At 40.6% G+C, this 13,803-nt stretch carries 10 protein-coding genes and 1 pseudogene; 4 read left to right on the forward strand and 7 right to left on the reverse strand.

What is annotated here, in order from left to right; translation table 11 throughout:
* Nucleotides 1-434: 434 nt before the first annotated feature.
* The gene (locus NIES592_RS17315) at nucleotides 435-2,321 is read right to left on the reverse strand and encodes an N-acetylmuramoyl-L-alanine amidase (RefSeq protein WP_073556411.1); all 1,887 of its coding nucleotides are present in this window, start codon (nucleotides 2,319-2,321) and stop codon (nucleotides 435-437) included.
* Between the two features lie 971 nt (nucleotides 2,322-3,292).
* Complete coding sequence (locus NIES592_RS17320) at nucleotides 3,293-4,768, reverse strand: cation:proton antiporter (protein WP_073556412.1); 1,476 nt, start codon at nucleotides 4,766-4,768, stop codon at nucleotides 3,293-3,295.
* 432 nt (nucleotides 4,769-5,200) lie between these two features.
* On the opposite strand from NIES592_RS17320, the gene rnhA reads away from it, so the two are divergent.
* Nucleotides 5,201-6,115: a ribonuclease HI gene (gene rnhA / locus NIES592_RS17325; RefSeq protein WP_073556413.1), complete on the forward strand. Its 915-nt coding sequence runs from the start codon at nucleotides 5,201-5,203 to the stop codon at nucleotides 6,113-6,115.
* 59 nt (nucleotides 6,116-6,174) lie between these two features.
* On the opposite strand, the gene cruG is transcribed toward rnhA, so the two are convergent.
* Entirely contained in the window at nucleotides 6,175-7,365 is a 1,191-nt protein-coding gene (cruG, locus tag NIES592_RS17330) for a 2'-O-glycosyltransferase CruG (RefSeq protein WP_073556414.1), read from the reverse strand.
* A gap of 202 nt (nucleotides 7,366-7,567) precedes the next feature.
* Nucleotides 7,568-8,476, reverse strand: coding sequence for a gamma-carotene 1'-hydroxylase CruF (gene cruF / locus NIES592_RS17335; RefSeq protein WP_009458030.1), 909 nt, complete (start codon nucleotides 8,474-8,476; stop codon nucleotides 7,568-7,570).
* Between the two features lie 477 nt (nucleotides 8,477-8,953).
* Here cruF and NIES592_RS17340 point away from each other — a divergent pair, with 477 nt between their 5' ends.
* Nucleotides 8,954-9,400, forward strand: coding sequence for a hypothetical protein (locus tag NIES592_RS17340; RefSeq protein ID WP_009458029.1), 447 nt, complete (start codon nucleotides 8,954-8,956; stop codon nucleotides 9,398-9,400).
* A gap of 43 nt (nucleotides 9,401-9,443) precedes the next feature.
* Here the strand turns inward: NIES592_RS17340 and rpmA are convergent, their stop codons facing one another.
* Nucleotides 9,444-9,722, reverse strand: coding sequence for a 50S ribosomal protein L27 (gene rpmA / locus NIES592_RS17345; RefSeq protein WP_009458028.1), 279 nt, complete (start codon nucleotides 9,720-9,722; stop codon nucleotides 9,444-9,446).
* Between the two features lie 86 nt (nucleotides 9,723-9,808).
* Complete coding sequence (gene rplU, locus NIES592_RS17350) at nucleotides 9,809-10,213, reverse strand: 50S ribosomal protein L21 (RefSeq protein WP_062245358.1); 405 nt, start codon at nucleotides 10,211-10,213, stop codon at nucleotides 9,809-9,811.
* Between the two features lie 1,366 nt (nucleotides 10,214-11,579).
* Here rplU and NIES592_RS25975 point away from each other — a divergent pair.
* Together NIES592_RS25975 and NIES592_RS17365 are read left to right on the forward strand one after the other, a co-directional pair.
* Nucleotides 11,580-11,787, forward strand: a pseudogene (locus NIES592_RS25975) (DNA polymerase beta superfamily protein); the annotation flags it as partial.
* Nucleotides 11,788-12,212: 425 nt separating this feature from the next.
* Nucleotides 12,213-12,431 carry a hypothetical protein gene (locus NIES592_RS17365; RefSeq protein WP_009458025.1) on the forward strand — a complete coding sequence of 73 codons (219 nt, stop codon included), beginning with the start codon at nucleotides 12,213-12,215 and terminating at the stop codon, nucleotides 12,429-12,431.
* Between the two features lie 97 nt (nucleotides 12,432-12,528).
* On the opposite strand, the gene ribD is transcribed toward NIES592_RS17365, so the two are convergent.
* Nucleotides 12,529-13,662, reverse strand: a complete 1,134-nt coding sequence (ribD, locus tag NIES592_RS17370) for a bifunctional diaminohydroxyphosphoribosylaminopyrimidine deaminase/5-amino-6-(5-phosphoribosylamino)uracil reductase RibD (protein WP_073556415.1) — start codon at nucleotides 13,660-13,662, stop codon at nucleotides 12,529-12,531.
* Between the last annotated feature and the right edge of the window lie 141 nt (nucleotides 13,663-13,803).

A 13,803-nucleotide genomic window follows, 5' to 3' on the forward strand; every position in this document is an offset into this window, starting at 1 on the left:
GGGAGATGTAATTTATCAAGTGTTGGCTAAGCCTCAAATCCTCACACCGTTATCACCCAAGTCTTAGCTTATACATTTGATGTATCGGTTTGTACTATATAGACAAAGATACTTTATAAATTTACAGCTAATGGCGTCAAAATCTAGTCAAATCCTCTGTGTTTTCGCTGCTGTGAACACAGTAAAAACTGTCTATGAATAGCAGCAAATTACACTAATATATAGATAACCCAAATTAACTACTGTTGTTAGTTTTGGTCAACAATATGGTTGGCAGCAAAAAATTTTTGTATTGTGTAGTTTCTGGTAACTTATACATTCAGCCTGAGAGTAAAACTGGAAAATACCATAGTTTAATTGCTGAAAAAATCTTGCCGCTTCAGCATAAATACGGTAATAGCTACGGTAATCATTTAAAGTATATTGTGATCTGATTATCTGCGCTGAAGATACTGGAGAATACCACGCGCGATCGCCTCTGCCATTTGATTGCGATAAGATGCACTTTTTAACTTAGCCATATCTTCCCGACCAGTCATATAACCTGTTTCTACTAATATTGAGGGCATAGAACTTTTCCGGAGAACATAAAATCTAGCTTTTCGCACTCCTCTGTCTCTAACGTTCACACTTTGCAGAATACTCCTATGCACTATACGCGCCAGACTTAAACCAGTATCGTAATAATACGTCTCCAAACCACTGACATCCGGACGACCTGCACCTGCTGAATTTGCGTGAATGCTGACAAATACATCCGCATTCACACGTTCAGCCATTTGTACTCTCGCTGGAAGGGTGACAAAGTAGTCAGAACTCCTTGTTAATACAACTTGTACGCCATTTTTTTGTAAAACCTCTGCTATTTTTTTACTGATAGGTAGAATAATATCCTTTTCTCTAGCTCCTCCAATACCAACAGCCCCTGGGTCTCTACCACCATGTCCTGGATCTATAAGAACTACCACTTTTCCCTTGACGGGACGTAAGGGTGGGGGTTGATTTGGATTGGGAATTTCTGACAAAGGTTGCGGGTTCGGTCTTGGTAAAGGAGGTAAAACCACAGACGGTGGTGTTACTCCATTTGATAATCGATTTGATGATCGGCGTAACTCTAGGGCTAAAAGCCGACCGCCTGGTTTGTTAAGTTCGCCAATTTGTACCCCTGCTGCGGGTTGGACAAAGACAACGACTGTACGGGGGTCTTGCTGTTGTAGGCGTACCCGTAAAATTGGGCTAGTAGCATTTAATTCTGGCCCTTTGACATCGGAAGCTAGGCGTGCATTGGGAATAGTGATGCGGAACAATGTAGAGGCTCTATCCCAACCAGCATTACCAGATAAAGATTGATCACTTTTAATGAGTAATTGAGTGCCATTACCAGCCAATTCTATAGATTCAATTGTGGCTAGTGAATCATTATCATTGTCAGAGTTACGGAGTATTGATGGTTGTTGGTTATCGCCAAAAGAAATACTAGAATTATTACCCCTGGGCAATTTACTCAGCACAGCATTGGGTAAAATTACCAAACCATTCCCACCACTAACTGTTGCTCGCCAGTCGGGACTATTTCTGTTCACCTGCATTGTCAACCGGACTGTGGGTGGTGTGGTTTCTAGTTGGGAGAGTTGGATATTGTTGACACCATAGCGATTAATTGGTAAGTTCCGCTGTTGGAGATTTGCTGAGACAGTAGCGTTGGAGATATCCATGTAAATGTTTGTGCGATCGCTACTGCGTCTTACCTTCACCTCTGGTTTTCTACCACTGGTGCGCACAAAAAAGCCATCTCCTGTGACGCGTAAACTTTCAATTTGAGTTGCACCTACTGCGGTTTGAACTACCGTCTCCCTATTATTGGATGAGTTACGAGATTCCGTTTTGACCACACTGTAAAGATTTCTGTTGAGTGAGTTAGTTTCCTCACGTTTTGGTTTGGGTAATTGCACCCGCCAACGATTGGCACTTATCCCCTCAAATTTCACCTTCTGGGGGTCAAGGGTATAACCAGGAGTCATTTCAACTACTACCCTGGTCGTTTGGGGGTCAAACTGACCGATACGGATAGCACGAATCGCACCACCAACTGACTGGACAAGTTGTGGACGCCCAAATTTAATCCCGGGTAAATCAATTACTAAGCGTGTGGGATTAAAAACAAGTTGGGCTGTGGGTTGGACAGCACCATCAGTGTTGATTTCTAACCGATTTTGATTGCTATCAAAACGCCAAGATTCTAGATTCGCTGCATCAGCAGGCGACGATAAAAGAGAGGAGATACTTAAGACAGTACTAGGTATCAACCAGTGTAGTTTCACAGTGCTTTCTCCTGAGTCGCATTTTATGAGAGCGGTTAATCTGTAGAGGTGTTAGTCAATCCAACAGATGGTTACTGCCAATATTTGGCTTGGATGAGTAATTTCAATAGCAAGCAGCTACTAGCTATACGATTAAAGAAGTTGCTAGAAAAGAGAAATTTCTTTTTGCATAAGGTTTGAATCATTGGAGTTTTATGTATAATTTTGCTCACCTACTTGTTTCATTTGTATAGTTGGTGTCACTACTAAAAAACGTGATTTTGAACTTAGATAAACTGGCAAATAATGGCGTAAGATTTTAGCATGTTACTTACTCTTACCGTGCGTTGGTGACAGTAATATTTCATCTGCAAAGCTCAAATTAAATCAACAAAATAAATGGATAAAATTAACAATAGCAGTCAATCACAACGATATACACTTGCGTTGCACAAAGATTTTTTGAATTTTTCGGTTTTTGGCAGTTGATGCACCTTCCCTATAAGGAAGCCGAACTAACAGAAATAATTGCTAGGGACTGTATAAAAGTCAAAAGCCTTCTTTTGTGAGAGTTCCTTATCTTGTCATTTGGTAGGTTGATTTCTCCTATCAGTACTGGCTACAAAAAATCAGCCTTTCTTAATTGATGACTCAAGACTAGTAGGTGATACTTTTGTCCTTTGTACAACACCAAATGCCTCAAATGACTTAATGATAAATGATCATCTCACAATTTAATATGCAATTTAAATGCATGGCTATTTAGTAATTAAGAAAAGCTCCTCAAAAGCATAACTAGGAGTGACGGGTAGTGCAACATAGAAGTTTCCTCTCTTCATGAAATCTTCTCAATAACACGGCACGTCGCCCGGTAATAAGTAATGGGTAATAGGAAAGAACTTGTTCTAAATTTTCCAATTACCAATTACCGGACAATCTCCGCTACCCGTGCATTGGGCGAATCCCCGTATATTTATGTCGGGGAGTGTCCCTCAATTAGCTTCTTGAGAATTTGGATTGGCTTCTAGGCTTTCACTATTAGAGGAATTTATTGCTAATGAAGTTCCAGAAGAACCATCTAGAAGTAATTCATTGGACTCTGGTGAAACCAATGTTGGTTCTGGAAAAACGAACCTTAACAAAGGAGGGGCTAAAAAGGTTGTGATAATCACCATCATGATAATTGCTGCCTCCAGTGGTTTCGAGAGAATATTAATACTCGAACCAATACCCAGAAACACCAATCCGACTTCGCCCCGAGGAATCATTCCCACACCAATTGCCAAGCGATTGATTTGAGGTTGACCAAACACACTAAAACCTGTGACAAGTTTACCGAGAATGGCAATTAAGATCAGGAAACAAGCCATAACTAGACCTTCTCGGTTGGTAGGAACTGCTGGGTTTAGCACACTCAAGTCAGTTTTTGCTCCTACAGTTACAAAGAAAATCGGCACTAGCATATCAGCAATAGGAACGATTTGCTTTTGGAGTTCTTTACGTTTATCTGTCTCTTCCAAAACCAAACCGGCTGCAAAAGCCCCCAGAATTGCTTCTAGCTGGATGACGGCGGCAATATATGCCATCACAAAAGCAAAAATGAATGCTGGTATGACCAGTTCGCCGCGTGTTTTGAGCTTATCAACGATCGCCACAAAAGTTTTGTTAAAAAGGTTACCAAGAGCGATCGCACCCAAAAGAAAACCACTAGCACTGATAATTAAATAAACGACTTTGCCGACATCAACAGCACCGTCTTTGGCAAGGCTGGCCACCACAGCCAGAACAATAATTCCCAGTACGTCATCTATGACAGCCGCACCCAGAATAATCTGCCCCTCTTTAGAATTGAGACGCCCTAACTCTGACAAAACTTTGGAAGTAATACCAATACTAGTGGCAGTTAGTGCCGCCCCAGCAAAAATTGCTGGAACAGCAGGGATACCAAACAAAATCATCAAACCCGCCGTACCAGCAGCAAAGGGTACAGCCACCCCTACTATTGCCACAATAGTAGCTTGAATACCCACTGCCATTAAGTCTTTGAGGTTTGACTCCAGACCAATTTCAAACAGTAGGATAATTACACCCAGTTCTGCTAAAACAGAAATTACCTCTGATTGAGCAACAAACACACTCTCTGCGGCATCAGGATTCAAGCCAGCAGTGGTTTTCAGAAAGGAGATAATTAAAGAACTAGAACTATCTGCGCCTGTTTCTGGGAATACCAAAAAATGCAGAACAGATATACCTACTACTACACCACCTACAAGTTCGCCTAATACCGGTGGTAAACCGAAGCGATTGGATAATTCTCCACCAAGTTTACTAGCAAAGTAGACTACTACCAAACTCAGCAGCACTGCTGCCACTACTAGGGAACTATCAGCGGTTTCACCCGTAGTTGCGAGTAAGGGTAACGATGAGTTGATTGCACTTAGAAACTGCATTGATTCTGTGGAAATCATTCTTTACTAATGTATATGTTGTTAGTTGTTAGTTGCTCGTTATTTGGAGAATCGACCATCAACTATCAACCTGCAACGCCGGAAATTTTAGGTTTGAAACGTACGATCGCACCTTTTATCTGAAATCCCCAATTAAGTCTTGGTAGTTGATTTTTAGTGTTTCACACACCAAACAACAAACAACTATCAACTAACAACACACATAATAAATATGCGACGAATAGGAGAGCATATGCGAGATATCATGGTCGCAATGGCTCAAAATCCAGAAGTTCTTAAAGATCACTTTGGTCTAGCGTAAGTCCTGGCAATAACTTGTTACAATCATTAAGGCAATTTTTGCCAAAGTTTTGATACACTTGGGAGAATTTACCTGCGGGAAGGCACTCTTAGGGTGTCTAAATATCCTTGTGCAGTTCGATAATTCTCAACATGTCTTTTCAACATAAAATTGCGAGTATATATACTGATGGTGCTTGCATCGGTAATCCTGGCCCTGGTGGTTGGGGTGTTGTCGTCTACTTTGATGATGGTTCGGTGCATGAAATGGGTGGTGCTGCTGCTGAAACCACGAATAACAAAATGGAAATGCAAGCGGCGATCGCAGCTTTATCTTTGCTCAAAGCATCAGGACAAACTCAACCTATCACTCTCTATAGTGACAGTGAGTACCTGATTAACTGTGTAACTAAATGGATCAAAACCTGGAAAAGAAAAGGCTGGAAAAAGGCGGATGGTAGTCCTGTTCTAAACAGAGACTTGCTAGAACAACTTGAGCAACTCAACAGCCGTCAGGTAAAATGGCAACACGTCCGTGGTCATGCTGGTAACGAAGGCAACGAACGCTGTGATGCGATCGCTCGTGCTTTTGCTAGTGGCAAAACTCCGGTGTTACGACAAATTTCTGAGATCAGTTTATTTGATGATTTTTTACTGACATCAACTGATTTTGTGGTAGCAAGTGTATCTGATTCTGATCCCGAATCGATGATAATTAACAAAAACACACGAGAGATCAGTACCCTTGCATCAGAAATAACCATGACGGACACATCGAATCATTCAACGACCCTTTCCCATGAAGAATTACCTCGCGAAATGAGGGTAGTACAACTCCGCAACTTAGTTGAAACTCTACGGATTGCTGAAGAAATAGCCGAAAAAGGTTACTTAATCACTAGTTCGGAATTAGCAGATTTAATGGATGTCCACGCCAGTGCTGTCACTAGTCGCGGTGATCAATGGCGTTGGCGTAATTGGATTGTTTCGCGAGTCCGACGAGAAGGTAATCAAATTCTTTGGGAATTGGAGCGTGGTGATCATCTGAGTGATGAAAATGATACTTGATAGTGTTATTTTTTGCTTGTTATTAGAACCAGCAACTACCAACCCTCAACCACGAACAATTAGTTATAATTTCTTCCTCGCCACTGTCGTGGAGTGCGAAATGCTGATATGAAAATCCGCATGACGGCTAAGGGGTCAGCCAATGGGGAAAGCCAAAATAACCAACCGCCTCTGGTCTGAGTGCGGTCATAACAAGGTGCGATCGCAAACAGCATACCAAAGCGAACTATCAACAGAAATAGGTTTAGTCCCAGTAATAGGAGATGGGGTGATGGGGTGATGGGGAGATGGGGGGAAAGCAATAAGTAACTGAGGATGATCAAAACAGGTAAAGCTTGAGTTGAAGTTAGTACCCATAAATCAGTCCATAGCTGAGTGCGGGAAGAAGCATCTTTTAAATCGAGACTCCGACCCCATTCTTTCCAAGTCTCTATTGCCCCTTCGTACATCCGCACTTTCAAGACTTTCGACCCATCTAAAAAGCCTACCTTAAAGCCGCAGGCGGCGATGTGTCGAGCCAAGGTAACATCATCGCAAAAAGAACTTTTGGCACTAGTATAACCATTGACAGCAGCTAAAACAGAACGACGGCATAAAAAGCATTGCCCATTAGCCATAACTCGTTCTGGTTGTTGCGTATTTACACCCGCAGGATCGAATCTATAAAGCAACGTCATTAACAACGCTGGTTGTAGCCAACACTCTCCTGGATACTTAAGGATAAATTTTGGCGAGAGAGAAACTAAATCATATCCTCCAGTTATTGCCGTTTTTACCAAACCCGCAACTAAGCCTGGTGATGGTTGAGTATCAGCATCCATACCCAAAAACCACTCGCTGGCTTCGCAAGAGTGTAAAAAGCCGTTATGTAAAGCCCAAGGACGTCCTACCCAAGCGGGGGGTAAAGGATCATCGGTAATTAAACGAAAGCGGGGGTCTTGTTTTTGTGCAGCTTTAACTAAATCAGGAGTGTGATCTTGGGAATTACTATCTACAACAATTACTTCCCGGACTTCATAACTTTGACGACTTAAACCAGCCAATAGAGGACTGATACGAAGGGCTTCATTCAGGGTAGGAACTACTACACTCACACTACCTAAAAGGTCTGGTGTTGGGTTTTGTGGCGTAACAGGAGGATGACGTAAAGGCCCTTTCAACAGACGTGACAACAGAATTGCTACTGCTGGTACTTGTATAAGTAGTAGAAAAAACGAAAAAGAACTTACTATAGTTAACGAGTCTATCACTGTAAAAATACTGAGTTAATATAACGTGAGTTCGATTAATATTATCAGACTAAACAATTGAATCACCCACAAGTAAACTGCGTTCGTTCCTTTCATCTCCCTACATCGCAAACTCCTTGTCTCCCTTGGTGTTGTATAAACTGTAATCAGCAGACTTTATTCTCCCGCCATACCGCGACTTCTTCGGCTGGCGGTGGGTAGTTTACTTAAGAGCAACTTTTACCGGAGCTATTTGTACTTTATTGCTAGCAGGTTCTACAGCAGCATCTGTAGAAGTACTTTGAGTCTTCCACCACAAGACTACGGCTGGAACTGCACCTAAGAACAAACCTAGTAAGACGGGGATGGAAAAACCAGCCGCCAAACTCATGACTGTTGCAAAGCCAAAGTTGCTTAAATAAACAATCAAAGGTAAATTAAGTTGCGATCGCTCTAATTTGATCGGTGTATTCCGCCATAATAATGCAGCTACTGTCATAAACACTGAGCCAGTACCAATCCATCCAGCAAAGTTTTGATAAGGCATCCCAAAGAAAGCTCCTGGTTGCTGCCAATACCAAAAAGGTAGAGATGTTTGGCTCATTGCTGGATCAAGCACAAAGTCCCAAGAAGTCAGCAATAAAGCACCTAAAGCGATCGCGCCTAGATGACGCCACAAACTAGGTTTTTTATCAACTTCTAAACCAGCACGTGCTAGTAGGTAAGCTACACATCCTACGTAAAACCAAGATAAAGGAATAGTAAAAGGTACTAAACCCGCAATTTTATAACCCAAGCCACTTAAGTAGCTGTAATGACCGAAAGGAAAGCCAGTACTTGTTCCTAGTAATTCACTGCTTAAAGAAATCAACACCGATGGCAGCAGAAATGAGAGCCACAAACCTAATCCTAATGTTCTATAAGCATATAAGGAAACTGCTGCTGCTCCCAAAATCATATAAACGACGCCGCCTCCAGCCAAACTCCATTGCATGGCGGTTTGTCCAATCTCTGCTAAATTCAAAATTATTTCAGCGTGAGGAACGACCAGTAATATTCCTACCAGTCCAAACACCATTGATACAATATGACCAATTAGGCACACGCGCTCAGCGATAACAAGTTGTTTCATAATATTTCCTGAATCAAGATGTGACACATGGCTATATAACTGCTAACAGTTTACAAATGTTTAAGAATATATATAACTTAATTTTGCTGAAATTCTTCTGTTAAATTGCTCAATTGTTTTTTAGCAGAGCATTATCGCCTATTGATTACAGACAAGACAAGTCAGAAAATTTTACTTATTGTTGCAGCTATTTAGCTTAAAAACGGGATTATTAAGTAGCAAGCCTGTAAAAATAAAGTTCTTGAAATCAAGGTTTTTTAATCCACGTAGGTGGGTTTTATATGTGTAGCAGCGACGTCTAGTCGCCAGGTGTAAGATCCCCACGGGCAATTGCCCACAACAAAGGAGTGAAAATTTGACTCCTCCTACACCCCTACACCCATTTTGAAGACAGATATCAAAGATGAAGTATGAAAATTTTTTGATCTTTCTGCCTTCCTAAAAGTATAAATCCCTGTGGCAATCACAACTCATCCTATGGCTTTTTTGCAAAGACTTCCTTGGTTTTCTTTAATACTGCTGTTGCTTACGTACACTACCTTTGGCTGGGTACTATCAAGATCCAGAACTCAGCCAATATTATGGCTAGCGGTTGCGATCGCTATTGTAATTTTTATTGCTATCTTGACTATTCCTTTATCAAAAATGGCTGACTATTCTGTAAGCTTATTTCGATCAAATCTAAGGTCATTTGGTATTGCTGTCTTGGGAGCTTTTTTGTTCTTTCTGATTATGGCCCGTTTTCGTCTATTTCTTGATACCTTGGTGATTATTGCTGTGACTATGTTGGTAAAAATAGACTTTCAAGCAGCAGGATTTAGCCAAATACTAGCTTTTTGGCTCACAGTGGCCTTTTCCTTTGCAGGTTTAGCCTTGGGTGTACTAGCAGAAAAGTTGATGTTTAACTATGGTCTAATTTTTTAAAATTAGGGCAGGTATTACTACCCGCCCCAAAATTACTGAATATTTAAGATGCAGCAACAGTTTCAGTAGCAGCAGGATAAACGCTGACTTTTTTACGGGTTTTCCCCTTGCGTTCAAATTTTACAACACCATCCACGAGGGCAAATAGAGTGTCATCGCTACCAATTCCGACATTATTACCGGGGTGAAATTTAGTTCCACGCTGACGCACTAGAATATTACCTGCGCGAACAACTTGGCCACCATAGCGTTTGACACCCAGTCGTTGAGCATTTGAGTCACGACCGTTACGTGTACTACCTGTTCCTTTCTTATGAGCCATGATTTTCTCCAATAGATGTTGGTTAGTGGTTAATAGATAGTAGATAGTGGTTAACAACTAACTACTAACTATTAACTAATAACAAATTATTCCGCAGATTCTTGTGCAACCTCGGTTGTTGCTTCTGTTGCTTCACTACTTACAGAAGTTTCTGCTTCTGAAGCAAGGACAGAACCATTGAGACTAATAGAATTGATCATCAGCCTGGTGATTTCTTGGCGATGTCCGCGTTTTTTGCGGGTTTTCTTTTTGGGCTTCATTTTATAAACTAGGACTTTACGACCCCGCAGTTGTCGCATCACTGTCCCTTCTACTTTTGCTCCTGTTACTAACGGCTGCCCAATTGTTACTTCGCCGTTGTGTTGCACTAGCAATACTGATTCTATGCTAACTTTTTCATCGGGTTGGGCAGAAAGCAGTTCAATGTCATAAAAGCGGCCTGGTTCAACTCGTAATTGCTTACCGCCAGTTTCAATAATTGCGTAAGTCATTTAATTGTCCTTAATGAGGTTGCCGTACAGGTAGCTGGCTGTGGTCTCAGAATAAACGCGATCGCTTGCGTTTTGGAACTCTTTTGCCAGCTTTTGCAATGCGTCTACCTGATCCGAGCAGGAATTAGACAGACAACCCACCATTGTACTTTGAAAATTATATATTCGTCAAGCAATTACCACATTTGAGGTACTCCACAAAGGGCGGTGTTTTAAAGCGTGTGGTATTCAACAGAGGACTTAAAGTTCTCAGGGGTTGCAAAGGCGAGATACCAGACTTTTTTTTCAAAAAGTTGGGATCTCGCAGCCGATCAAAATCAATGTGGTTGAGTAGTAGTACTTTGTCTCATTAATTACGTGGGGTAAACTCCTTTTTGATTTCTCTTCCTTCGTTTACTTCGCGTCTTTGCGGTTCCTTTTTTTAACCCTTAAAACTAATGGGACAGACCAGTGGTTCACTAGAGGAACTGTATCTTAAATGAATGTTCATCTTGGTAGTGAAAATTTTTCATTGGGACTGTCCTCTGACTTTATTTTATTAAACCCTACAGCACATATTCATACAGTAAATTAATTGTTAACAAACAGTTGATATTTGGAGGCAAGTTATTCTTATACACCAACAACAAATGATAAGTAACAATTACAAATGATGATTGTAATTGTATTGATTAGTTAGTGTTTTGAGTTAAAGCTGTGAATGGTATCTATGCTTTCCCAAGAGGGAGCAAAAGATGGAATTGATAAAGGGCAAGCTTTCCATCCAGACTTTACTGCTACATTTAATAGATTACACGTACCCCCACGCTGCCCTACGGGCGTATAATGCCGACAGTAGCGACAAGCAGAAACACAAGATTTTAAAGTTGTCATAACCAATTGTTTGTGATTAAATAAGCATTCTCACCGGGAAAAAATTTCCCCATCAAGTATGGCAATTATTTCCTCAAAAACACACAATAATTGTATGTTTCACTATAAAAACTTTGCATTACTAAACATAAGTTTATGTAGTAATTATTACAAGGTTTTTGCTTACGTATATTTGGTAAATTTTGTGTAAAGATACGAGAAATTACGGTTATCAATAATTAAATATCAATACTTATAATTAGTAATTACCGATAGCATTTATTAACTACCTAAACAAAATTATTAATTACAAATTTTCGTTGTGGGAACACTAAACAGCCAAACTCTACTCCTGTTTCCTTCTCTAACAGATAAATTAAACCTGCCTTAAAAATGGGTGTAGGGGTATAAGGGTGTAAGGGTGCAAGCGGATGAAATTTTCATACCCTCGTTGTGAATTATATTCATGGAGTTTCTTGCAAAATTTATAGATGTTGAATACTAGGAAATATATATGAAAAGAATTGAAGTTGAAAAAAGAACTATTTATTTTAATCGGTTTAGCAGGTAGTCATGGATATGGCTTAAATCGTCCAGAATCAGACTATGATTATCGAGGAGTTTTTATTGCCTCCAAAAGATATTACTTAGGCTTTGACCAGATTGAACAAAAAGATAGTGATTGGGATGAATTAGGAATATTTTCATTTTTAGATGGAAATTATTCTTATGAACAAGTAATGAAAATGGCTACAGATTTGATGACTGAGATCCAAAAAGTTGATGAAGAATCAATATTACCTGAAAAACCTGATTTAGAGAAAGTTAATGAATTATGTATAAAATTAGTAGAAATGCAGGGGTGGGATGATTAAGGGGAAAGGGGAAGGGTTAAAGGGATTAAAAAATCCTTTTCCCTAAAAGATACATTACCAACTTTAATGATTGAAAAAATACTCAGAATATAAATGAGGTTAACTTTATTAAACAAGCGCTGCAATATTCTTATTCTTAATCTTCATCAAGTTATGAATCAAATTATTAAGTTTGTAATAACACTTGTGTCAGCTTGTAGGCTAATGCCGGAACTTTGAATCTAAATTGTGTATCCTGAAGACAACTGACATTACAACAAAATGGAGGTCTGATGACTCCCAAAATTATGCGTCAGCTTTGGTCTGTAATTGAGACTACCCAAACAAAGACGCTACTGCAATTAGATGATGCTAGCTTAGTACAGTGGTTGGTTAAGCAAACCAAAACGCAAGCTTTGCTAGATTGCCAAGAAACAGATTTTCTCTGTGACTACATTCAATCTCGCTTACCCCTCATCCGCGACCTTGCTAATGAACGTCAATATTCATGAAAATAAGTCATTGGTTATCAGTCATTAATCATTGGTCATGGTTAACAACTACTAAACATTAACTCTTAACAAATGACAAACGACAAATGACAAATGACTACAGATTAATGACTTTTTGAGGTAAATATCCTTCTATTAAACAATCTGCTCCCACCACACGCACCTCTACACGTTCCAAAGACAATGCTTCAGTCATAGTGGTTAAACCCAAGTCACCGACGGGTGTAGGAGCATTGCTTCCACCAATTATTTTTGGAGCGATGAATGCTAGGATTTTCTGTACTGCTCCTTGAGCGATCGCATTAGCTGCTAGAGTTCCACCACATTCCCACAGCACGCTACAAAAACCGCGATCATACAAGTAAGCCATTACTTTTTCTGGTGTCAGTGGCGATAATTCGATTACTTCTACTCCCTGTTTGAGCAGCATTTTTCGAGAAACAGGGTTGGCTCCTACATCTGTCAACACCAAAGTAGGAGCCTGTTCAGTTTTCCATAGATTAGCTTGTGCTGGTAAATTCAGACTGCGACTCATGACTATCCGCAGGGGATTATGCGCTCCCTGTTGACGACTGGTTAAATGTGGATTGTCCAGTCTCACCGTATTTCCACCGACAATGACAGCATCACAGGCTGCGCGCACTTGATGCACTACGCTACGAGCCTCCTGGTTAGTCACCCAAGCGCTATGACCAGTAGTCGTAGCTATTTTGCCATCTAAGGTCATGGCGTATTTTAATATGCCCAAGGGTCTTTTGTAGAGAATGCGATGGATAAAGCCTTCATTCAACTTTCGACAAGCTTCTTCTTCTACTCCAACTATTACTTCTATGCCCGCCGCACGTAATTTAGCAATACCACCACCAGCTACTAGGGGGTTAGGATCAACCATACCGACTACTACCTTGGCCACTCCAGCAGCAATTAATGCTTCTGAACAAGGAGGAGTGCGTCCGTAGTGATTGCAAGGTTCCAGACTAACATAGACAGTTGCCCCACGAGCATTTGCACCTGCTGCTTTAAGTGCAAAAACTTCAGCGTGCGGTTCACCTGCACGGGGATGAAAGCCTTCTCCAATAATTTCACCATCTTTAACAATCACTGCCCCTACCATCGGATTTGGGGAAGTGCATCCCAAAGCGCGCCGAGCAAGTTCCAAACAGCGCCGCATCATTGCCCGGTCAAACTCAGTTCCTACTTTTTGTTGCGGATGTGAATCTGATTTAATCACTGAATTTACTATAAGTACATTTTCTTAACTGTGATCAACTAGGGGCTGGAAATCAATTAAAAACAGAAAATGATAAATTTTTAATTTTCCTAGCCCTGTTCCAACTCTAGCTTTAATCCATCTTGCCAGAGATTGCCAAAA

The organism is Fischerella major NIES-592 (assembly GCF_001904645.1).
Taxonomy (GTDB): domain Bacteria; phylum Cyanobacteriota; class Cyanobacteriia; order Cyanobacteriales; family Nostocaceae; genus Fischerella; species Fischerella thermalis.

Excerpts from the sequence above, each read along its gene's own strand:
- rpmA (WP_009458028.1), bottom strand. The coding sequence starts at position 9,722 with ATGGCTCATAAGAAAGGAACAGGTAGTACACGTAACGGTCGTGACTCA.
- NIES592_RS17320 (WP_073556412.1), bottom strand. The coding sequence starts at position 4,768 with ATGATTTCCACAGAATCAATGCAGTTTCTAAGTGCAATCAACTCATCG.
- cruF (WP_009458030.1), bottom strand. The coding sequence starts at position 8,476 with ATGAAACAACTTGTTATCGCTGAGCGCGTGTGCCTAATTGGTCATATT.
- rplU (WP_062245358.1), bottom strand. The coding sequence starts at position 10,213 with ATGACTTACGCAATTATTGAAACTGGCGGTAAGCAATTACGAGTTGAA.
- rnhA (WP_073556413.1), top strand. The coding sequence starts at position 5,201 with ATGTCTTTTCAACATAAAATTGCGAGTATATATACTGATGGTGCTTGC.
- NIES592_RS17365 (WP_009458025.1), top strand. The coding sequence starts at position 12,213 with ATGACTCCCAAAATTATGCGTCAGCTTTGGTCTGTAATTGAGACTACC.
- NIES592_RS17340 (WP_009458029.1), top strand. The coding sequence starts at position 8,954 with ATGGCTTTTTTGCAAAGACTTCCTTGGTTTTCTTTAATACTGCTGTTG.